Below are 21,693 nucleotides of genomic sequence, written 5' to 3'. Positions count from 1 at the left end.
GCACCGTCGTCGCGGGTGACGGTGCCCCGGCGGGGACCGTGGATCCGGCCCTGCCCGCCGAGGATGTCCGCGCCGATCGACTTGACCCGCTCGGGGCCTGTCCACTGTCGCCCAGTCGGCGACGTAGTGGTCGCGGCGGGCCAAGACCCGGTCGGTGTCGAGCCGCCCGGTGGCGGCCTGACGGGCGCCGTCCGCACGGCGGGCGTCGGCGATGACCGGCCGCGGCAGCGCCTTGCTGGGAACACTCGCCCAGTAGGAGCGAGTTCCCGCTCCACGACGGCCACGGTGAGGGCGTGGGCGGTTGGCGGCGTTCTGGCCGACCGGACCTGTGCCCGGCACGATCACGTCGTCCGTGGCGCTTCCCCGGTTCCCGCGTGTTTCGGTCTTCGGTCCCTCGCTGGTGATCACGCGGACGCGGGCCCTCTCGTACATCCCACCCATGCCAAGCACCGCACGACGGGCCGCCACAAGTCCCCCCATCGGCCGCACGCGCCACCGCCGCCCCGGCCTCATGGCGGACGGCGGAAATGCCGATGAGGCGGAACGGAATCTCGTGCCGGACTTGTCTCACCGTGGAGAACGACACTCATGGGTCCTTTTGAACTGACCGGACGCGTAGCCCTGGTGACCGGAGCGACCAGCGGCATCGGAGCCGCCACCGCGGCGCTGCTCGCCGAGCGGGGCGCGCACGTCCTGGTCGCGGGCCGGGACCGGACCCGCGGCGAGTCCGTGGTCGCCGGAATCCGCGACCGGGGCGGCAGGGCCGACTTCGTCGCCGCCGACCTCCGCACCGCGGAGTCGGTGCGGCAACTGGCCGGGGAAGCCGTCGGCGCGGGCGGTGGCCGGGTGGACATCCTCGTCAACAACGCCGGCGTGTACCCGTTCGGCCCCACGGAGCAGACGCCGCAGGACGAGGTGGACACCGTCTACGACCTGAACGTGAAGGCGCCGTTCCACCTGGTGGCGGCCCTCGCCCCGGCGATGGCCGCACGCGGGCACGGCGCGATCGTGAACGTCAGCACCATGGTCGCGGAGTACGGCGTCTCCGGGATGGCGCTGTACGGGTCGAGCAAGGCGGCGCTGAACCTGCTGACCAAGGCGTGGGCCGCCGAGTTCGGCCCCCGCGGGGTGCGGGTCAACGCCGTGGAGCCCGGTCCGACCCGTACCGAGAGCACCGTGGGGATGGGTGAGGCCCTCGACGCCCTGGCCGCGGAAGCCCCGGCCGGGCGCCCGGCCGCACCGGAGGAGATCGCCGAGGCGATCGCCTACCTGGCCAGCGATGCCGCGAGCTTCGTCCAGGGCGCGGTGCTGCCCGCGGACGGCGGCCGCACAGCCGTCTGACCCCCGGCCGCGGAGGCCGCACCGCCCGTCCGATCCCGGGCCCGGAGGAACCCGCAGCACCATCTGCCCCCTCAGCCCGCCAGAGCCACACCGCCCATCTGACCCCGACCCGCTTGGGCCCGCAGCGCCACCTGACCCCCGGCCCACAGGGGCCCGCAGCACCCGTCTGGCCCATGACCCGCCGAGGCCGCACCGCCTGTCCGATCCGCGGCCCGCCGGGGTCCGCAACACCGCCTGACCCCTCAGCCCGCCGAAGCCACACCGCCGTCCGACCCCGGCCCACCGAGGCCGCACCGCCCGTCCGATCCCCAGCCCACCGAGGCCGCACCGCCCGTCCGATCCCCAGCCCGGACGGGCCCGCAGCACCACCTGACCCATGACCCGCCCAAGCCACACCGCCGTCCGCCCCGGCCCACCGAGGCCGCACCGCCCATCTGATCCCCAGCCCGGACGGGCCCGCAGCACCACCTGACCCATGACCCGCCCAAGCCGCACCGCCGTCCGAGCCGTCAGCCCGCCGAAGCCGCACCGCCCATCTGATCCCCGACCCGCAGGGACCCGCAGCACCACCTGACCCATGACCCGCCCAAGCCACACCGCCGTCCGAGCCGTCAGCCCGCCGAAGCCGCCCCGCCGCCTGGCCCACAGTCCCAGAGCCTCACCTCCCCCTGGCCCAGGGCCCCCGGGCCGGGCCGTCGTCGGCCCCGGGGGCACGGGTGGGTGGCAGGGTGTCACCCGATCAGGTTGCGCGGCGGGGCCGGGTGCCTGCCCGGGTCAGTGGAAGGCGCCGCTGTAGGCGTTGAGGGCGGGCTGGCCGCCCAGGTGGGCGTAGAGGACGTTGGAGTCCTTGGGGATGTCCCCGCGTCGGACGAGGTCGATGAGTCCGGCCATGGACTTTCCCTCGTAGACCGGGTCGATGATCATGCCTTCGAGGCGACCGGTGAGGCGGATGGCGTCCAGGGTGGACTGGACGGGGATGCCGTAGAAGTCGCCGGCCCAGCCCTCCAGGACGGTGATCTCGTCGTCGCGCAGCTCCCGGCCGAGGCCGATGAGTTCGGCGGTGTTGCGGGCGATCTTCTCCACCTGGGCGCGGGTCTCGTCGATCTTGGCCGAGGCGTCGATGCCCAGCACGCGGCGGGGCCGGTCCTGGCCCGCGAAGCCGGCGATCATGCCCGCGTGCGTGCTGCCGGTGACGCTGCACACCACGATCGTGTCGAAGAAGACGCCGAGTTCCCGTTCCTGCCGCTGGACCTCGTAGGCCCAGTTGGCGAATCCGAGCCCGCCCAGGGGGTGGTCGGAGCCTCCGGCGGGGATGGCGTAGGGAGTGCCGCCGGCGGCGCGGACGTCCTCCAGGGCCTGGTGCCAGCTGTCCTTGAAGCCGATGCCGAAGCCCGCCTGGACCAGGCGTACGTCGGCGCCCATGACGCGGGACAGCAGGATGTTGCCGACCTTGTCGTTGACCGCGTCCGGCCAGTCGACCCAGCTCTCCTGGACCAGGACGGCCTTCAGACCCACCTTCGCGGCGACCGCGGCCACCTGCCGGGTGTGGTTGGACTGGACGCCGCCGATGCTGACCAGGGTGTCCGCGCCCTGACGGAGCGCGTCGGGGACCAGGTACTCGAGTTTGCGGGTCTTGTTGCCGCCGAATGCCAGCCCGCTGTTGCAGTCCTCCCGCTTGGCCCAGATACGGGCACCGCCGAGATGGTCACTGAGCCGGTCCAGCGGGTGGACCGGGCTGGGGCCGAACAGCAGGGGGGTGCGCTCGAAGGACTCGAGGGACATCTGTGGCTCCTAGTCGGTGTCGGGGAGCAGGGTGTCGAGCAGCGGCAGCAGCGTCTGCCAGTTGGTGCGGGTGGCGGCCACGGCCCCCTCGACGTCTCCGGCCTCGCACAACGCGATGATCCGGTCGTGCTGGGCGACCGAGCCGCGGCCGCTCAGTGAGGAGAAGCGCAGTCTCTCCACCCGCCGCAACACCGGCGTGAACTGCTCCAGGACGGAGCGGACGGCCGGGTTGGCGCACGCGGTGACGGCGACGCCGTGGAAGGCGTCGTCGGCGTCGATCGCCGCGTCGACGTCGTTGCGGCGCAGAGCGTCGTCGAAGCGCGCGTTGGCCTCGCGCATGGCGTCCAGCTCGGCGGCGGACAGGTTGGGCATCGCCTCGCGGACGGCGAGTTCGTGCATGGCCGCCGTCACCGACTGGGCCGCACGTGCCGCCCGGACGTCCAGGGGGCTGACCATGGTGTAGCGGCCGGGCTTCGTCCGCACCAGACCGGCCTGCTCCAGACGTGCCAGGGCCTCCCGCACCGGTGTGCGGCTGACGCCCAGCCACTCCACCAGGTCGCTGTCGTTGAGACGCTCCCCCGGTGCGAGGGTGCCGTCGACGATGGCGTCCCGGATGGCCCGGTAGGCGTTGTCGCGGAGGAGGGACCTGGAGACGAGCCCCCGGCTCTGTGGCACTGGCATGCAATATATTGCACGCTGCATGGCAGAGAGCTGTCAAGGGTGCGTCGGCGGGGGAGCTTCCGATACCGGCGCCGCCGTCACGCAGAGGCTTGTTAGCCCACCTGGCTGCACTGACGGAGCGGGTCACCGGTCCGCACCGGCTCGCGTGTTTCCATCAGCGAGGAGGCAACGACATGGGGCCGCGGCGGCCCCGGCGCCCGCACTCACCGGGGTGCCGGGCCGGCGCGCGCTCCGTCCGGCCGTCCCGGAGGATCGTGCGCACCTCGGGGGCCGGGTGCCACCGCCTCCGTCACCTTCCCACCGCTCGGCGGCGGAGGGGCCGCCGCGCTCAGCGGTGGCCCGGTGTCGATCGCCAACGAGGAACGGCCCGCCTCGTCCTACGCGGCGGTCGGCGGCGCCGTGAGGCTCGCCGGAAGCCTTCGCCGGGCCGTGGACACCACCGACGTCGCACCCATGCCGAAGGAACCGACTGATGACCACGGACAACGAGACGGCCGTCTGCCCGTTCGACTTCAGCGAAGCCCTGGAGTTCGACCCCTCCCTCGCGGACCTGATGTGCCGCGACACCCCCGCACGGATCCGGCTGCGCTACGGCGACGCGGACGCCTGGCTGGTCACCGGCTTCGACGCCGTCAAGCAGGTGACCACCGACCAGCGGTTCAGCCGGGCGGGCATCATCGGCCGGGACTACCCCCGGATGACGCCGGAGCCCATCGTGTCGCCCGAGTCGATCAACGTGATGGACCCGCCGTACAGCAGCCGCGTCCGTCACCTGGCCTCACAGGCCTTCACCCAGCCGCAGGTGGAGGCCATGCGCCACCGGATCGTCCGGCTCGCGGACGATCTGCTGGACCGCATGGAGGAGGAGGGCCCGCCGGCGGACCTGATCCGGCACCTGTCCGACCCGCTTCCCCAGCACACCGTCCTGGACCTCCTCGGCATCGAGCGGGAGGAATGGCCCCGGATCCAGAAGGCCGTGCACCAGCTGCTCGTCGTCGGTGCGGACACCAAGGAGGCCGCGGCGCGCGCCAAGAAGGATCTGACGGATTACTTCGGCGAGCTCGTCGCGCAGCGGCGGAAGTCGCCCGGCGACGACATCATCAGCGCGATGGCCGCGGCGCGGGACGGCAAGGAGCAGCTGGACGACCGGGAACTGGCGGTCATGACGCTCATGCTGGCGCTCAGCGGCCAGGACACGGCGACCTGCGAGATCAGCGACATCGTGTATCTGCTCCTGACCCGGCCCGAGCTGGCGGAACGCGTCAGGAGCCGGCCCGGGGCCCTGACCGACGTGCTGCACGAGTTGCTCCGCCACATCCCGTTCCGCAAGGGGGTCGGCATCCCCCGGGTCGCTCTCGAGGACGTGGAACTGGGTGGTGTGCTGATCCGGGCGGGCGACTACGTTCACGTGTCGTACCTGACAGCCAACCGCGACCCGGAGCGCTACACGGACCCGCACGACATCGACGTCGACCGGCCGAACTCCCCCCATATGACGTTCGGCTGGGGCGGGCACCGGTGCATCGCGATGCCTCTGGCCATGGCAGAGCTCGAAGTGGCCATCGGGCGGCTCATGCAACGCTTCCCGGGGCTGCGGCTCGCGGTGCCGCCGGAGGAGGTTCGCTGGGACCAGCAGACGATCAGGCGGTTCCCCCTGGAGCTGCCGGTGGCCTGGTAGGGACGCCCGCCAGGCAGGGCATCTCGGACGCCGCACGGCCTCGGCTGATCGGACCGCGGGCACTCAGTGCCGCCCCCGCGACGGTATAAAGAATTCCTATGACTGGCAGGGTGCGTTTCACGGTTAGGCTCTGGCCCAATCCTCGGGCCATGCTCTTCGGCCTTCCGTATTCGAAACGCAAGAGGAGTTCATCCGTTGAACGCGATGTGGCGCGTGAATCCGCAGAAGACGGCTCTGCTCGTGATCGACATGCAGAACGACTTTGTTCTCGAGGGATATCCGATGGAAGTGCCGATGGCACGCCGGCGGATACCCCGGATGCAGGAGGTCATCGCCGAGTGCCGGGCGGCCGGTATTCCGGTCGTCTACACCCGGCACATTCTGCTGGACACGTTCAATGTGTCTCCGCTGGAATCCACCTACAACCCGGCGCTGCTGAGCGCTGGAATGCGCGAGGGGACTTTCGGTTCGCAGGTCGTCGACGACCTGAAGCCGGAGGACCACGATGTCGTCGTCGTCAAGCACCGCTACGACGCATTCCACAACACGCAACTGGAGAACGTGCTGACCAGCATCTCCGGTCTGCGCGAGGTGGACACCGTGATCATCGTCGGCACCCTCACCGAGGTCTGCTGCGACTCCACCGCACGGGGGGCCTACATGCGGGACTTCAAGGTGGCTTTCGTGGGCGACGCCACCGGGGCGCTCAGCGAGGAGGCCCAGGCGGCCACGGAGAAGACCATCGCCACATTCTTCGGCCGGGTGCTCACCACCGGGGAACTGGTCGCGGAAATCCGTGCGAACCGCGAGGGGAGAGCGGCATGAGACCCAGAGAATACGACGTCCGCTACGAACGCTCGGCGGTCGTGCTGCTCTCCCTCGGATTCGGCCTCGTCGGTCTGGACCGCTGGATCATCAGCCCGCTGTTCCCCTCGATGATGAAGGAACTCGGGCTCGACTACCAGGACCTCGGGAACATCATCGGAGTTCTCGGTCTGGCCTGGGGTTGTTCCTCCCTTCTCATAGGCGGCCTCTCCGACCGGCTGGGCCGGCGCAGGATCCTGGTCGGCTCGATCGTGTTCTTCTCGGTCTGCTCACTGCTGACGGGGCTCGTCGGCGGACTCGTCAGCCTCCTGATGGTGCGGGTCATCATGGGCGTCACCGAAGGTGCCTTCACCCCGACCGCGGTGGCCGCCACGGCGGAGGCGTCCCGGCCGGAGCGCCGCGGACTGAACATGGGCATGCAGCAGAGCACCTTCGCCCTGTTCGGCATCGGCCTCGGCCCGATCATCGCCACCCAGCTGCTGCGGGTCCTGCCGAGCTGGCACTGGGTCTTCGGCCTCATGCTGATCCCCGGCCTGGTCCTGGCGTGGTTCGTCTTCCGGACCATTCGGGAGCCCCACCAGCTGCCGGCCTTCGAATCCGCCGTCGCCCCCGCCGCCCAGGACAAGACCCGCTGGCTGGACGTCTTCCGCTACCGGAACATCCGGCTGGCCATCCTCGCCCTGTGCGGCGCGATGACGTGCATCTTCGTGCTGAGCGCGATGGTGCCGAGCTACCTGGTCGACCACCAGGGCATCGGGACCAGCCAGATGGGCCTCATCGCCTCCGGCATCGGGTTCGGCGCCTTCGCGGGCCAGCTGGTCATTCCGGGGCTGTCCGACAGGTTCGGCCGCAAGCCCGTGGTCGTCGTCGCGCTGCTGATGGCGATGTGCATGCTGGTCGGCTTCATCCTCCAGGGGCCGGTGGTGCCGCTGCTGTTCCTGCTGCTGTTCTTCGTCGCCTTCGGCGCCAACGGCTGTCTGGCCCTGCTCGCCGGAACCGTGACCGTGGAGTCCGTCCCCGCCGGTCTGATGGCCGCCGCGGCGGGCACCGTGATGGGCGTCGCGGAGATCTTCGGCGGCGGCGTGGCCCCGTCCGTCGCCGGATACCTGGCCCAGCACCACGGCATCCACACCGTCCTCTACCTGGCACTCGGCGGACTGCTGCTGTGCGTGGTGGCCGCGTCCTTCCTCCAGGAGACGGCGCCGAAGAAGACCGGCCGTACCGGCGACGAGGACGCCGCCGTCACGACAGCCGCGGGCGTCCAGCCGGAACCCGGTCCCGCCACGCGCTGAAGACCTGCCCGGGAAGCGGACGACCCGGCGTCGGCGCGGGTCACCCCGTCCCGGGCAGATCGCCGTCCGGGGCACCGGGCGGGTCCTCGTCGAGGAACCGCCCGACGGACGCCGCGAACGCCCCGGTCACCCCGTGGTCCCGGCCCGCGTCGCTGACCCCCACCGTGACGTTGATCCGCGGAAGCAGTCCGGGCAGCCAGGCCGAGGGAAGGTCCGTCGCCCGCTGCCCCCGGTCGCCGAGGACGACACCGGCGGGAACCACGGTGATGCACTCCCCCAGCCGGATCAGCGCGTGCATGGTCCGGTAGTCGTCCACCACGTGGAAGCGGGAGATCTCGTACGTCTCGATCAGCGTGGTCGTGATCCTCGCGTGGTGCGTCAGCACCGGATTGTCGAACAGCGCGAACCGGTAGCGGGACAGCAGCTCCTTCAGGGCCGGGGCGCTGACCTCCTCCAGAACCGTCCCCGGCGGATGGACCAGCGCCATGTCCTCGATGCCGACGACGTCGGTGTGGAACGGGTGGTCCGCTTCCGTCGAGTAGAACAGCCCGGCGTCCAGCTGGTTGAGTTCCAGCAGGTCGATCACCGTCGTGGCCGGCCGGCTGGTCACCCGGAACTCGTCCGCGCCGTACATGTCCAGCGCGCTGCTCACCACGGCCCGTACGGACCGCTCCGGCAGCCAGTTGTCCACGCCGAACACGACCTTGTGCGGATGACCGGCCACCTCGGCGAAGCTCCGTGGCCGGGACGGGTCCTTCTTGCCCAGTACCGCTGAGGCGTTGGACAGATCCCGGATGAGCTGGGCGGCGTACGGCAGGAAGTACGCGCCCTGCGGGGTCAGCACCGCGCCCTTCCAGCCCCGCTCGAACAACGCGAAACCGAGACTCTCCTCCAGCCGCCGCAGCCGCTGGCTCATCGTCGGCTGTGTGACGTACGAGCCGGCGGCGGCCTTGGAGATACTGCGGTGCTTGGCCACCGCCAGGAAAGAACGAAGCGCCTCAAGATCCACGGTTGCCCCTCCTTCGACCACGACACGGGGCTCGATGGATCGGACCCTACTGCCCCGCGGACCCGTTGTGACCTGCTGGGACCGCGAGGCGGAAGGACTTCTTCCGCCGCATGCCGCCGGCCCGGGCGGACGTCAGGCGTGATCGGCGCAGCAGGGCGTCGGGTCGGGCACCTCGAAGGGGGCGAGGAGGCCGCCCGCGGCGGGCACGAGCGGCAGCACGAGCTGTCCGCCCTGCCACAGGGGACGCACGTGATCGCGAGTCCTCACCGAGGTGTCGGGTTCCGGGCCGCTGCCGGGGCCGGACGGCGCCCCGACGACGGTGACCCGGTCGATCGCGGTGTGCTGGAGGAGGAAGCTCATCGGGACCGTGCCGACGAGACGCTGGACACCGGGGTAGACGACGGCGCGGCCCTGCTCGCGGGTCTGCTGCTCGGCCGCCGCCAGGGCGGCGCCGTCCGCGTACGGCGCCGGGCCGTGCCGCAGTGTGCCGAGGGCCGCGCCGGACGGCGGCCGCTCCTCGTCCGCGAGGAGCGGGAGGAGGGCGACGAGCCGGTGCCATACCGAGGCCGCGGTGTCCGCGTCCGGCAGCGCCAGGGAGACGGCGATGTGCGGCCGATCGCCGCTGCGGACCGGGTGCGTGCAGGCGACGGTGGCGTCCGGCAGGCCGAGCCGCGCCACCAGGTCCTGGGCGAGGTGGTCGGCGCCGCGCAGGTCCGCCGACCCGGCGTCCACACCGATCACGGTGGGGACGCCGGGTCCGCCGGGCGTACCGGTCATGCGGGCAGGACCCACATCGGGTTGGAGTAGAACCACAAGTCCTTCCACGGGTCGGCGTCGCCGACCACGTCCATCGCCGGTCCGGCCGGGTCCACGGCGGCACCGCGCAGACCGACCGCGGTGCGGTTGCCGTCCGTACCGCGCAACCGCACGTACACCGGCTTGTCCACGCGGCCGAGGGAGTACGTCAGACGCACCGAGCCGGTGGACTTGTTCACCTCGAAGGACTTCACGACCTTGGTGTCCGGTGTGGTGAAGACGTCCTTGTCGGAGACCCGGCCGGTGACGTCGCCCTGGATCACGTCGACCCGGGCCAGCTTCGGCACGAACTGCGCCCAGTTCGGGCCGTTGGCGAGGCTGATCTCGACGACCAGGTCGACCTGGCTGCCGCGGCGCACGTGCAGCGCGTCGCCGAGGGTGACGGCCTTGCCGCCGGAGCGCAGTTGGGCGTTGAGGCCGCTGATCAGCCCGCCGTGGTCGACCCAGACGCGGCCGGCACGGATGCCTTCCATGACCGCCTGGTAGGAGAAGGAAGCGGCACCGACGTGGGTGCGGGAGTACTGGCCGGGCCAGAAGTCGCCGTCGCCCAGGTTCAGCGCGCCGCCGTGGACGGGGTCCTCGTAGCGGCCGTTGGCGTTGAAGTCGCTGCCCGGCCCGCGGACGGAGGAGTCGGCGTAGACGCTGTGGGAGTCGGAGTTGGCCGTGATCCACCAGGGCTTGCCCTCGGCCAGCAGGCTGTCCCACAGACCGCCCACGGTCGCGGTCATCCAGTCGAAGCCGCCCCAGGTGCGGTAACTCTCCAGCGGGTAGCCGGAGAAGGAGTCGGCGCCGGGGCTGCCGTCGTAGTAACCCCGGCCGGAGCCGGGACCGCCCGGCGCGGGCAGGCCGGCGGCCTGGTGGCCGGGGGCGCCCTCCATGCCGACGGCGATCGTCGGCTGCGCGTCGCGCCAGGCACGGATCTCGTGCGGGGAGTCGATGCCCTTGCGGGCGGGGTGGTTGGCCAGGAACAGGGCATCCTTGACCTTGCGGCGCTGGACCTGCTCGGCGAGGAAGTTGACGCCCGCGATGGCGAGCGCCTCATTGGCCGGGGTGGCGGCGGTGGCCTTCTTCACGGCCCCGTCGAAGGAGTTCTCGAACTCCTTCAGCACGGCGACCTCGTTGGTGCCGGGGTGGACGAAGACGGTGCCGTGCTCGGCGGCCGGGATGTTCCACTCCAGGCCCTGGAAGACCAGCGTGTCGGAGATCTGCCCGCGGGCGGCGACGATGTCCGGGTTGACCTTCTCCACACCGATCTTGGCGTGCTGCTCACTGCCGTGGTCGGTGATGACCATCCAGTCCAGGCCGTGCGCGTTGGCCTGGCGTACATGGTCGACGACCCGGTACTTGCCGTCGGAGCTGTACTGGGTGTGGATGTGGTGGTCGCCGGCCAGCCACAGGTATCCCCCGGAACGGGAGGACTGCGAGGACTGCTGGTTCTGGTTCTGACCCTGGTCCTGGCCCTGGGACGCGGCCGCCTGTCCGGCACCGGCGAGCACGCTGCCCGCCGCCAGTCCGGCACCGAGCAGGCCGGTACGGCGCAGCATGGACCGGCGGGACAGCTCATCGGGCGTCAACTCGGTGTCGGGGACCTCCAGGTCGAGCGCCGGCGGCAGCGACCCGCCGCCCGTGCCGTGCCCGTGGTCGTGGTGGTGGTGCCCGTGGGCGTGACTGTGGCCGTGGCCCATGTCCGAACTCCTGCCGTCTGTACGTTAAAAGCGTGTTCGAGCGGCGCCCATGCTGGGCCCCTGCCGCCAACACGGTGGGAACGGCCGGTGACATCGACGGGTACGGCGGGCGGCACCCGGACGTGGGACGGTGCCGGACGCGGTGGCGGCGCCGGCATCGGCGCCGGCGGACCCAGCGGAACAGGCCATTGCCGGGGGGCGAGCGCGTACGACGGCCGGCGGTCGACGCTCGGGCCTAGCGGGTGGCCGCCAGCCGGGAACCCGCCGGGGTGCGGTGGTAGAGCACCGCGCGTCCGGAGCGGGCTCGGGTGACGAGACCCGCCTTGTGCAGTACGCCCAGGTGGTACGAGACCGTGGCGGGGCTGAGGAAGTGGCGCTGTGCCAGCTGCGTGGTGGAGGCCGGGAGCGCCAGCGCCGTGAGCAGTCCGGCGCGGGTGGGACCGAGCAGTCCGGACAGCTCGGGGGACGCAGGCTCGGGGGCGGTGGCCCGTTCGCGCACGGGACAGGCGACCATGGGCGGCCTGCGTCCGCCACGTACCGGGTCCACGGCCACGGCCGGCTGTGACACCACCAGTGACGGCACCACGATGAGGAGGGGCACGGCCAGCCGCACGGTGAACCGGCTGTCGACGCGCAGCGTGCCGTCGGACCACGCGATGCCGGGATGCAGGGAGTTGAAGAGCGCGGCCGCGCCGTGCCGGGCCAGCACACCGGCGCAGCGGTCGACCTCCGCTTCGAGGACCGCCCGAGCGGCCTCCCAGTACGGGGCGAAGGCCAGATCCCAGTAGCGCCCCAGCTCCTCCGCGACCTGCCGGGCGACGTATCCGCCGCCCCGGGCCATGGCCCGTGCCACCGGCGGGGGCAGCTCCGCACCGGCCAGGCCGCTGTCCGGGCGGCCGTCGCGCAGCGCCTCCAGCTCGAACATGACCCGATCGGGCGGGGTGTCGCGGACCCGTTCCAGTTCCTCCTCGACGGTGGGCGAGGGTCCGGTGGGATGCGGGTTGAGGAAGTCCGGCACGTAGCCGCCGCCGTCCAGGGCCAGTTCCGACAGCAGCGGCAGCCGTGCCCGGCGCAGCACGCGCCGGGCGCGCGCGACCCACGGGTCGGTGTCCGTGGCCGGGCGCAGGCCCCAGGGGAGCAGTGTCGCCGCGACCTCGTGCAGCGGTGAGACGGCGAACCGGGTACGTGCCAACCCCCCGGCGTCCACGATGAGTTCGATCACGGCCCTCCCCCTGACGCCGCTTCGTTCCTCTTCGGTTCTGCTTCTGTTCCGCATCGGTTCGCTTCGAACGTGCTCGAATCCTCGCACGGAAGCTCGCGCCGGCAGGCCCGTTCGGCGCAGGCTGGTGCGGCGCCGAAGGCCGGACACCGGATGCGGAGGATGCGCGGATGCCGGGAACACGGGGGACGTCGGGGACGCCGGCGGCACGGGCCGACGACACGGGGGTACGGGGGATGTGGGGTCGGCGGGGAATGCGGGATCGGCGGGGGATGCGGAAGGTCCCGAGGAGGCGCGGGAACGGGGGACCCGCGAGGCTGGGAACGGCCGTACTGGCCGCCGTCAGCCTGCTGATGGTGTCGGGGACGTGCACGTCCGCGGCACAGGACCGGGCAGCCGCGGCACCGGCCGGGGAGAGCGGGGGACTCTCCGGCGCCGCGGCCTGCCCGGGCCTGAAGGGCTTCACCTGCGCCACGCTGACCGTCCCGCTGGACCACAGCGGCGGTGTGCCGGGCCGGCTGGGTCTGAAGGTCGCGATGGCGGACAACGTCAAGGCCCCGAAGGGCGTACTGCTCTTCCTCACGGGCGGTCCCGGGCAGCCGGGCGTGCCGTTCGTCGAGCGGCTGAGCGAGAAGCTGAGGCCGGTCCTGAAGGACTACCGGTTCGTCATGATCGACCAACGCGGCACCGGCGACGCCGCGTTGCGGTGCCCGCAGTTGCAGGAGGAGATGGGCTCGTCCGACCTGACCCCGCCCACGGCCCGGGCGGTGACGGACTGCGCCGCGGCCATCGGTCCGGACCGCCGCTTCTACGGCACCGGTGACACGGTCGCGGACCTGGACCTGCTGCGCCGGGCCCTGGGCGTGCGCAGGATGACGCTCGACGGCGTGTCGTACGGCACGTACACCGCGGAGCGGTACGCCCTGGCCCACCCGCAGCACGTGGACCGGCTGGTCCTGGACTCGGTGGTGCCGCACACCGGTTACGACCCGATGGACCGCGCCGCCCTGCGCGCCGCGCCGCGTGTGCTGACAGCGGCCTGCCGGGCGACGGGCTGCGCCACGGACCCGGCGGCGGACCTGGCCGAGGTGGTCGCCCGGTACGGCAACGGCGTCGACGTGCTGGACGCGCTGACGACCTGGGAGTTCGTGGACCCGGACTACGCGGAGATGATCGACGCACTGCACAAGGCGGCGAACGGCGACCCCGGAATGCTGCGGGGGCTGATCGCCGGCGTGCGGGAGGGAAGCGCGGCGAGCGCCGAGGAGCTGAGCCAGGGACTGCACGCCTCCACCCTGTGCCTGGACGGGCGTTACCCCTGGGGCAGGGCGGACGCTCCGGTGGCCGGACGCCAGGAGGCGCTGGAGAAGGCCGCTGCGGAGCTGACACCGGCCGACTACGGCCCCTTCGACGCCGCCACGGCGACCGGCCTCGGCTCGATGCTGAGCTGTCTGCACTGGCCGCGCACACCGGTGCCGCCGCTGCCGCCGGAGCACCGCAGGCTGCCGGGCGTGCCGGTCCTGTTGCTCGGCGGGGACCGGGATCTGTCGACTCCGCTGGAATGGCTCTACGACCAGCAGAGGCTGACGCCGCGGGCCCAGGTCGTGGTGGTGCCGGGTGCGGCGCACTCGGTGCAGAGCAGGGCGGCCGACGACAGGGGCCGCCAGGCGGTGTTCGACTTCCTGCTGGACCGGCGCTGACAGCACCGCACGGACGGTGAAGGCCCCGACCGGGGGAACCCGGCCGGGGCCTTCACCTGGTCAGATGGCGCCGGTGAAGGTGTCGCACCGGGCCGGGGAGCCCGCGGTGTACCCGGTGGTGAACCAGTGGACCCGCTGCTGCGAGCTGCCGTGGGTCCAGCCTTCCGGGTCGACGCGGCCCTGGGTGCGTTCCTGGATGCGGTCGTCGCCGACGGCTTCCGCGGCGTCGAGGGCCTCGCGGATGTCGGTGTCGGTGAACGGCTTGTCGAAGAAGCCGGTGGTGACGGCGTTCTTGGCCCAGACCCCGGCGTAGCAGTCGGCCTGGAGCTCCAGCCGGACCGAGCCGCTGTCGGCTCCCGTGCGGTCCCGGCCGGCGCGGTTCATGGTGCCCAGCAGGTTCTGCACGTGATGCCCGTACTCGTGGCCGATGACGTACGCCTGCGCGAAGGGGCCGCCCTTGGCGCCGAACCTGTCCTCCAGGTCACGGAAGAAACCGAGGTCGAGGTAGACCCCGCGGTCGGCCGGGCAGTAGAACGGGCCCATGGCGGAGGTGGCCCGGCCGCACCCCGTGCTCCAGGTGCCGGAGACCAGGTGGGTGCCGGCCTTGGTGTAGGACTGCTGGAAGTGCTCGGGGAGAGCACCCTGCCAGTAGCGCTGGATGCTGTTGACCACGCCCACCACGCGGCACTTCTCCGACTGGTTGGCGTCGCTGCCCTTCCGGCACTTCGCGCTCAGGTCCTCTCCCTGCTGCTGCGTGGCGGAGTTCGAGCCGCCGCCGTTCAGGAGACCCGCCGGGTTGACACCCAGGAGCAGTGCGACGACCAGGACGACGACGCCGATGACGCCGCCGCCGATGGTGAGCCCGCCTCCGGGAATGCCACCGCCGCCGCTGCCGCGGTCTTCGACCTGAGAAGCATCAAGATCCACGTCATCGCGGAATTCCATGGGTCGTTCGTCTCCTGGGGGTTGGTGATCACCCCCATTCTGCCCGGTGTCGTGGACTGGTCGTGTGAGGGTGGGCGGCGACGCTCCACGGACACCTCACGGACCGTCACTTCCGCGGCGCGCAGGCGGCCCAGGACCCTGGGGCTCCGAGCGCCGCGGGGTCTTCGGCGTGTCCCCGGCGCCGCGGGGCGGGCCAGTGCCCCGACAGGCAACGTTCGCCCCGTCGCGACGCCCGGCACGCCCTCTCGCCGCACCGGCCGAAAGCCCAAGTACGGTCCAGTACGAGGACTTCCGGCCGGCACTCCCCCAAGCTCTTCGAGCAGGGGGGACCCCCAGAGCACGCACCGGACGCCGCTCCTTTACGGGCAAACGTAGCCTGCCGCGGCACTAGAGACTGAGCGTGACCGCGGCGCCCGCGCCGCCCAGGGCCAGGGCGAGGGCCGCCTCGCTCCAGCCGCCCGCGCCCCATCGGAAGAACCGGTCGACGGCCAGCCGGCCCGGGCCGATGGCGGCGATCCCCAGGGCGACGACGGCGATGCACATGTTGTATTCCACTCCGCCGTCCGTCTCCCACAGGCCGTGGACGCCGGTGACGGTCGCCATCGCGTTGATCATGACTCCGATCAGGGCGGCGGCCGCGAGCGGGGTCAGCAGCCCGAAGGCCAGACCGAGGCCGCCCAGGAACTCCGACAGACCGCCGATCGCGGCGAACAACTTTCCCGGACGGTAGCCGAGGGCCGCGAACCCCTGACCGGTCGCGGTCAGGCCGCGCCCTCCGAAGAGCCCGAACAGCTTCTGCGCGCCGTGCCCGGCCATCAGCAGGCCGATGGTGAGCCTGATGAGCAGCAGACCGCAGTCGGCGGCGGTCGCCGTGACCGCGGCGGCGTGCCGTGCCACCGGCTCCGTGGAACGAGGCGGTCGGTACAGAATGCGCTTCGACAACATGGCAGTGCTCCGGTAAGAACGCCGGAACGGGCGTTGCCCCCAGCTCGGCCACGCCGAGGCACCGGTCGGGGGTGAGCCGCGCGACGGCGTGTGCCCGCCCTCTTCCCCCGTACCGATCCTTCCGCAGCATGCACGGTCGTGCATCTGGGCCTGGCCGGATCCAGCCGGGCCTGGATTGGCCGGGATGGGCCGGGACGGGCCTCTCCAACTGCCGCCGTGCGGTGATTCGTCGCCGTACGCCCCAGCTGTCCCGGGTGACAAGTCGGTCGTTCCGGTGACTTCCGGCCAACAACTGGGGAAACGCTTGTCCCTTGGTCGGTCCTACGTCTTGTTGCGGGGAATCTACGCGCGTATCTTTCCTGCCGACCCACGAGTCTCCTGTCACCTCCCACGGTTCAGTCGCGTCTTTTTTTCTCAACTCCACGAAAGAGCCCCACGTGTCTTCACACATACCGCTGTCCCTGCGCGGCAGAGCTGCCAAGGTCGGCCTCGTCGCGCTTCCCCTCGGTATCGCCGGTTCGCTCATCGCTCTGCCTCTCACCGCCCAGGCGGCGTCCCCGGACGCCGTCATCTCCGAGGTCTACGGCGGCGGTGGCAACTCCGGCGCGCCCTTCACCCACGACTTCGTCGAGTTGGGCAACGCCGGCACCGGATCGTTCGACCTGAGCGGCTGGTCCGTCCAGTACCTCAGCGGATCGCCCTCGCCCACCACCAAATGGCAGGTCACCCCGCTCACCGGGGCCATTCCCTCGGGCGGCACCTACCTGATCCAGGAGGCCAAGGGCACCGCGGGCGACGCCGCCCTGCCGACGCCCGACGCGACCGGCACCATCAGCATGTCGGCGACCAGCGGCACCATCGCGCTGGTCCACTCCACGACCGCGCTCACCTGCCTGACCGCCGAGGACTGCGCGGCCGACGGCAGCATCAAGGACCTGGCGGGCTTCGGCACCGCCGTGGTGCGCGAGGGCAACCCCGCCACCGGTGCGGGCAACACCACCTCCGTCGCGCGCGACGCCGCCTTCACCGACACGGACGACAACTCGGCCGACTTCACCGGCTCCGCGCCCAGCCCGCGCAACAGCACCGGAGAGGGCTCCGGCGACCCGTCGCCCTCCCCCACCCCGTCGCCCACCGACACCGCGCCCGGCAGCCTGCGCGTCCACGACATCCAGGGCACCACCCGGATCTCCCCGCACAACGGCGAGTCCGTCACCAACGTGCCCGGCGTGGTGACCGGCGTGCGCAGCACCGGCACGAAGGGCTACTGGATCCAGGACTCCGACGCGGACACGAACCCGGCCACCAGCGAGGCCATCTTCGTGTACACGGGCTCCGCCACCCCCGTCGTCAAGGTCGGCGACTCGGTGCTGGTCTCGGGCAAGGTCAGCGAGTACTACCCCGGCGGCCAGAGCAACGGTGCGCAGTCCGTCACCGAACTGACCGGCCCCAAGGCCGTCGTCCTGTCCTCCGGCAACACGCTGCCCGCGGCGGAGGTCGTCAACTCGACGACACTGGCCGACGCCTACGCCCCGCAGGTCCCGGGCGGAAGCATCGAGTCCCTGGAGCTGAAGCCCGACAAGTACGCCCTGGACTGGCTGGAGTCCCGTGAGGGCATGCTGGTGCAGGTCGGCGACTCCCGCGTGGTGGGCGCCAGCAACGCCTACAACGAGACGTGGATCACCACCAAGCCCCAGCAGAACCCGTCCTACCACGGCGGCACCGTCCTCACCGGCTACGCCGACCCCAACTCCGGGCGGCTGCTCCTCACCTCGCTGACCGGTGACAAGCTGCAGGCCAACGTCGGCGACACCCTCACCGGGACGTCCTCCGGCCCGCTGGACTACTCCAACTACGGCGGCTACAGCGTCCAGGCCACCAAGCTCGGCAAGACCGTCTCCGGCGGGCTGACCCCGGACGTGGCGAAGCCGGGCAAGGCGGACGAGCTGTCCGTCGCCACCTACAACGTCGAGAACCTCGCCCCGTCGGACCCGCAGCGCAAGTTCGACCGGCTGGCCGAGGCCGTCGTCAAGAACCTGGCCGCCCCGGACATCCTGAGCCTGGAGGAGATCCAGGACAACAGCGGCGCCACGGACGACGGCACGGTCGCGGCCGACAAGACCATGGCCAAGTTCGTCGACGCCATCAAGGCGGCGGGCGGCCCGGCGTACGACTGGCGCTCCATCGACCCGGTCAACGACCAGGACGGTGGCCAGCCCGGCGGCAACATCCGCGTCGTCTACCTCTTCAACCCCGACCGGGTGACCTTCGTGGACCGCCCGGGCGGCGACTCCACCACCGGCGTCGAGGCCGTCGCCGAGGGCAAGAAGGGCGTCCGGCTCTCCGTCTCGCCGGGCAGGATCAACCCGACCTCCGACGCCTGGAAGAGCAGCCGCAAGCCGCTGGTCGGCGAGTTCACCTTCCGCGGTGAGCAGGTCTTCGTCGTGGCCAACCACTTCAACTCCAAGGGCGGCGACCAGCCGTCGCACGGCGTCTTCCAGCCGCCGACGCTGAGCTCCGAGGTCCAGCGCACGAAGCAGGCCAAGGAGGTCAACGCCTTCGTCTCCGACCTGCTGTCCAAGGACAAGAAGGCCAAGGTCGTCGTCCTGGGCGACCTGAACGACTACCAGTTCTCCAAGCCGCTGGCCACGCTGACCTCCGGCAAGGTCCTCACGGATCTGATCAACACCCTGCCGGCGAACGAGCGGTACAGCTACGTGTACGACGGCAACTCGCAGACGCTGGACCACATCCTGGTCTCGTCCAACATCAAGAAGCCCTCCTACGAGGTCGTCCACATCAACGCCGAGTTCTACGACCAGATGAGCGACCACGACCCGCAGGTGGTCCGGTTCAAGTAACCGCTCCCCCCGGCGCGTTCGGGTCACGGGCCCGGCACCTCGAGGCGAGGTGCCGGGCCCGCGTCGTGAGATCATGGCGTCCCGAGCTACTACAGCCCCGTAGAGGAGCGGCACCCGCATGTTCGACCAGCTGAAGAACCTGAAGGGCAAGGTCGAGGACATCGCCGAAGCCCACGGCGACAAGATCTCCGACGGACTGGAGAAAGCCGGCGAGTTCATCGACGGCAAGACCGGCGGCAAGCACAGCAGCACGATCGACGCCGTCGTCGACAAGGCACAGGACGCCGTGGACAAGCTGGGCAAGCACAAGGGCTGAGCGCACGCCGTCACCCGCGGGTGTGACACCTGGTGAGGTCCGTGCGCTTGGCTAGTGACAGCTGTGACACGCGTGCCGAACGTCGGACTTTCATGGGGTGGGATGGTGGGTCGCCGAACTGGGCGGGCGAACGCGTTACGGAGCCTGAACCGGCGAGTGTGGCTGACGGGTGGGGCCGCCGTGCTGACAGGGGCCGGAGTCGTCACCTTCGCGGTGGCGTCTCCGCCCGAACAGCCGCGGGGTCACGGGCGGATACCGTCCGTGCAGACGCTGCGGCCGGCAGACTGGGGCGAGGGGCTGCCGCAGTGGGACACGGACCGGTACAGCGCCGCGCTGCTGACCTGGGACGACCCGCAGGCCGAACTGGGCGGCACCGCCGAACTGCGCTCCCGCTCGGTGGCGACCGGCGAGTGGTCGGACTGGCAGAGGCTGCCGGACGACCCGTTGTCCGCCGACGGGGCGGAGGTCCGACGGGCCGGGGTCCGGGGCGGCACCGCCTCCGTGTGGACCGGTGACGCGGACGGTGTGGAGGTGCGCGTCCTCAGGGGCGACGGCACGCCCGCCACAGGGCTCCCCGCAGGGCTGGACGTGAAGCTGCTGGACCCCGGCACGGGGTCCGGGGGCACGACCGGGGCCGAGGACGCGCCCGGGTCCGCGCCCGCCTCGTCCAGCAAGTCCGCCCCGGTCACCGGGTCCGCGCCGGGCGGCGCACCGCGCTCCGTCCCGGCCGCGCGCCCGTCGACGGTGGTGCGGCCGCCGGTCATCACCCAGGCGGAGTGGGAAGCCTGGACCGGACACGGCAGCACGCCGAGGTACGGAACGCGGATCCGGGCCGCGATCGTCCACGACACCGGGGCCGGCAGCGACAACGAGCTCTCCTGCGCCCAGTCCCGTGCCCGGTTGCGCACCCTCCAGCAGGGTCACCTCGCACGCGGCTATGACGACATCGGCTACAACTTCGTCGTCGACCGCTGCGGTCAGGTCTTCGAGGGCCGCGGCGGCGGCACGGACCTGCCGGTGGTCGGCGCGCACGAGCGCGGTTCCAACACCGGCACGGTCGGCATCTCCTTCATCGGCGACTTCACGACCGCAAAGCCGAGCCCGGCCGCGCGGGACGCCATCGCGCGGATCGTGGCGTGGAAGTTCGGCATGTACGGCATCGACCCGGCCGGCAAGGTCGCGCTGGGTTCCGGCAGCGGTGCCCGTGCCACCGGTGGCGGGACCACCGGGGAGCCCGCCCGGATCGCCGAGCTGGCCGGGAGACCGGGGATCTCGCACGCGCCGCCCACCTCCGACTTCAACCGCGACGGCACCGGCGACCTGGCGGCCGGTACGCCCAGGGCGTCGGGCGGCGCCGGCGGCGTGACGGTGATCCCGGGGGGCCTCGACGGCCCGGCCGCGGCCTCGAAGGTGACGATCACTCAGGACAGTCCCGGGGTACCCGGCTCCTCCGCGCCCGGCGACAACTTCGGCGCCGCGACCGCGTGGGGCGACGTCAACGGCGACGGCTACGCCGACCTCGCGATCGGTGCGCCCGGAAAGGACGACGACCACGGTCACGCCGACCGGGGCTCGGTCACCGTCCTGTACGGGCCCGGTCTGGACTCCGGGTTCTCCTACACCGCCTCCGGCGACACAGCGGCCGGGGCGCGGTTCGGCTCAGCGGTCGCCGTCGGCGACTTCGACGGCGACGGCCGCGCGGACGTCTTCGCGGCCGGCACCGGCAACGGCGGCATGTGGAGCGTACGGCTGACCGCGGGCGCCACCACCTCCGGACCGCTGACCACAGCCAAGGGCCCGGTCTCCCATCCGGACGCCTCGACCGGCGACTTCAACGGGGACGGCTACGCGGACGTCGCCCTCGCCTACACCGACGCCGACGGCACCGGACGCGTGGTGTGGTTCGCCGGCTCCGCGCACGGACCGACCGAACGGGGCGTCCTCCCTGTGCGGGGCGGCCGCTGCGTCGCCGCGGGCGACATCAACGGCGACGGCTACGACGACCTCGTCATCGGCCGGCCCCACCCCCCGGAGTCCGGCGGCGCGGCAGGGGGCCAGGTCACCATGGTCCGCGGTACGGCGAACGGGCTCACCACCGCCGGTATGAAGGTCATCCACCAGGACGGTGTGGGCGTGGCGGGCAGCGACCGGGCCGGTGACGGCTTCGGCGAGGCGGTCTCCGTCGGGGACCACGACGCCGACGGCTACGCGGACGTCCTCGTCGGCGCCCCCGGAGAAGGCCTCACCCGCGACGGCGTCCACCACCGCGACGCCGGGCAGGCGACCCTGCTCCGGGGCTCCGCGTCCGGTCTGACGGCCACCGGATCCTTCGCCCTCAACCAGGACACCCCCGGGATCCTGGACGCGGCGGAGACGGGCGACCGGTTCGGTTCCTCCGTCGCCCTGACGGACATGACCGGCCAGGGACGCGCGGGGCTCGTCTTCGGCGCGGAAGGCGAGGACGCGGGCAACGGCCTCCTGCTCCACACGCCCGTCAGCGGCAGCGGCTTCGGCCTCGCCCGGACCGTCGCCCTGCGCGACACCGCCCTGGGCACACCCGCCGGTGCCCATCTCGGGCAGAACCTGGCTCCCTGACCG

Annotated in this window: 16 protein-coding genes; 8 read left to right on the top strand and 8 right to left on the bottom strand. The window is 71.8% G+C overall.

The genetic code is table 11. The annotated features are described in order from the left end of the window. Positions 1-588: 588 nt before the first annotated feature. Positions 589-1,341 (top strand): SDR family NAD(P)-dependent oxidoreductase, encoded by a 753-nt coding sequence (locus ACFY3J_RS21925; RefSeq protein WP_384181822.1) that lies wholly within the window; start codon positions 589-591, stop codon positions 1,339-1,341. A gap of 774 nt (positions 1,342-2,115) precedes the next feature. On the opposite strand, the gene ACFY3J_RS21920 is transcribed toward ACFY3J_RS21925, so the two are convergent. Both ACFY3J_RS21920 and ACFY3J_RS21915 read right to left on the bottom strand, forming a co-directional pair. Then, a complete protein-coding gene (locus ACFY3J_RS21920) occupies positions 2,116-3,123 on the bottom strand; it encodes a 1-aminocyclopropane-1-carboxylate deaminase (protein ID WP_384181824.1) in 1,008 nt (335 codons plus the stop codon). A 9-nt stretch (positions 3,124-3,132) separates the two neighbouring features. Then, entirely contained in the window at positions 3,133-3,804 is a 672-nt protein-coding gene (locus ACFY3J_RS21915; RefSeq protein ID WP_390841535.1) for a GntR family transcriptional regulator, read from the bottom strand. Between the two features lie 472 nt (positions 3,805-4,276). Here ACFY3J_RS21915 and ACFY3J_RS21910 point away from each other — a divergent pair, with 472 nt between their 5' ends. From ACFY3J_RS21910 to ACFY3J_RS21900, 3 genes are all read left to right on the top strand, one after another. After that, entirely contained in the window at positions 4,277-5,482 is a 1,206-nt protein-coding gene (locus ACFY3J_RS21910) for a cytochrome P450 (protein ID WP_384181828.1), read from the top strand. Positions 5,483-5,686: 204 nt separating this feature from the next. Then, entirely contained in the window at positions 5,687-6,307 is a 621-nt protein-coding gene (locus ACFY3J_RS21905) for an isochorismatase family protein (RefSeq protein WP_390841540.1), read from the top strand. After that, a complete protein-coding gene (locus ACFY3J_RS21900; RefSeq protein WP_384181830.1) occupies positions 6,304-7,599 on the top strand; it encodes an MFS transporter in 1,296 nt (431 codons plus the stop codon). The genes ACFY3J_RS21905 and ACFY3J_RS21900 overlap by 4 nt, the downstream gene beginning before the upstream one ends. 40 nt (positions 7,600-7,639) lie before the next feature. Here the strand turns inward: ACFY3J_RS21900 and ACFY3J_RS21895 are convergent, their stop codons facing one another. The 4 genes from ACFY3J_RS21895 to ACFY3J_RS21880 all read right to left on the bottom strand — a co-directional run bounded on the left by ACFY3J_RS21895 (position 7,640) and on the right by ACFY3J_RS21880 (position 12,331). Beyond that, positions 7,640-8,608: a LysR family transcriptional regulator gene (locus ACFY3J_RS21895; RefSeq protein WP_390841534.1), complete on the bottom strand. Its 969-nt coding sequence runs from the start codon at positions 8,606-8,608 to the stop codon at positions 7,640-7,642. A gap of 132 nt (positions 8,609-8,740) precedes the next feature. Beyond that, entirely contained in the window at positions 8,741-9,385 is a 645-nt protein-coding gene (locus ACFY3J_RS21890; RefSeq protein WP_390841533.1) for a hypothetical protein, read from the bottom strand. Next, positions 9,382-11,109, bottom strand: a complete 1,728-nt coding sequence (locus ACFY3J_RS21885) for a PHP domain-containing protein (RefSeq protein ID WP_390841532.1) — start codon at positions 11,107-11,109, stop codon at positions 9,382-9,384. The genes ACFY3J_RS21890 and ACFY3J_RS21885 overlap by 4 nt, the downstream gene beginning before the upstream one ends. Before the next feature lie 235 nt (positions 11,110-11,344). Next, positions 11,345-12,331 carry an ArsR/SmtB family transcription factor gene (locus ACFY3J_RS21880; RefSeq protein WP_390841531.1) on the bottom strand — a complete coding sequence of 329 codons (987 nt, stop codon included), beginning with the start codon at positions 12,329-12,331 and terminating at the stop codon, positions 11,345-11,347. Between the two features lie 269 nt (positions 12,332-12,600). Between ACFY3J_RS21880 and ACFY3J_RS21875 the strand changes: the two genes are divergently transcribed. Then, on the top strand, positions 12,601-14,028 hold the full coding sequence (locus ACFY3J_RS21875) for an alpha/beta fold hydrolase (protein ID WP_390841530.1): 1,428 nt from the start codon (positions 12,601-12,603) through the stop codon (positions 14,026-14,028). Positions 14,029-14,088: 60 nt separating this feature from the next. Here the strand turns inward: ACFY3J_RS21875 and ACFY3J_RS21870 are convergent, their stop codons facing one another. Continuing rightward, positions 14,089-14,973, bottom strand: a complete 885-nt coding sequence (locus ACFY3J_RS21870; protein ID WP_384181842.1) for a neutral zinc metallopeptidase — start codon at positions 14,971-14,973, stop codon at positions 14,089-14,091. Between the two features lie 387 nt (positions 14,974-15,360). Continuing rightward, positions 15,361-15,918 (bottom strand): DoxX family protein, encoded by a 558-nt coding sequence (locus tag ACFY3J_RS21865; protein ID WP_390841529.1) that lies wholly within the window; start codon positions 15,916-15,918, stop codon positions 15,361-15,363. A gap of 437 nt (positions 15,919-16,355) precedes the next feature. On the opposite strand from ACFY3J_RS21865, the gene ACFY3J_RS21860 reads away from it, so the two are divergent. From ACFY3J_RS21860 to ACFY3J_RS21850, 3 genes are all read left to right on the top strand, one after another. Then, positions 16,356-18,779: an endonuclease/exonuclease/phosphatase family protein gene (locus ACFY3J_RS21860; protein WP_390841528.1), complete on the top strand. Its 2,424-nt coding sequence runs from the start codon at positions 16,356-16,358 to the stop codon at positions 18,777-18,779. A gap of 118 nt (positions 18,780-18,897) precedes the next feature. Beyond that, positions 18,898-19,095 (top strand): antitoxin, encoded by a 198-nt coding sequence (locus ACFY3J_RS21855; protein ID WP_384181848.1) that lies wholly within the window; start codon positions 18,898-18,900, stop codon positions 19,093-19,095. 261 nt (positions 19,096-19,356) lie between these two features. After that, positions 19,357-21,690: an FG-GAP-like repeat-containing protein gene (locus ACFY3J_RS21850; protein WP_390841527.1), complete on the top strand. Its 2,334-nt coding sequence runs from the start codon at positions 19,357-19,359 to the stop codon at positions 21,688-21,690. Positions 21,691-21,693 lie beyond the last annotated feature (3 nt).

Origin of the sequence: Streptomyces sp. NPDC001231 (genome assembly GCF_042896885.1) — a bacterium.
Taxonomy (GTDB): Bacteria; Actinomycetota; Actinomycetes; order Streptomycetales; family Streptomycetaceae; genus Streptomyces.
The sequence above is the reverse complement of the archived record's forward strand: the minus strand, read 5'-3'. Positions and strand labels throughout refer to the sequence as shown.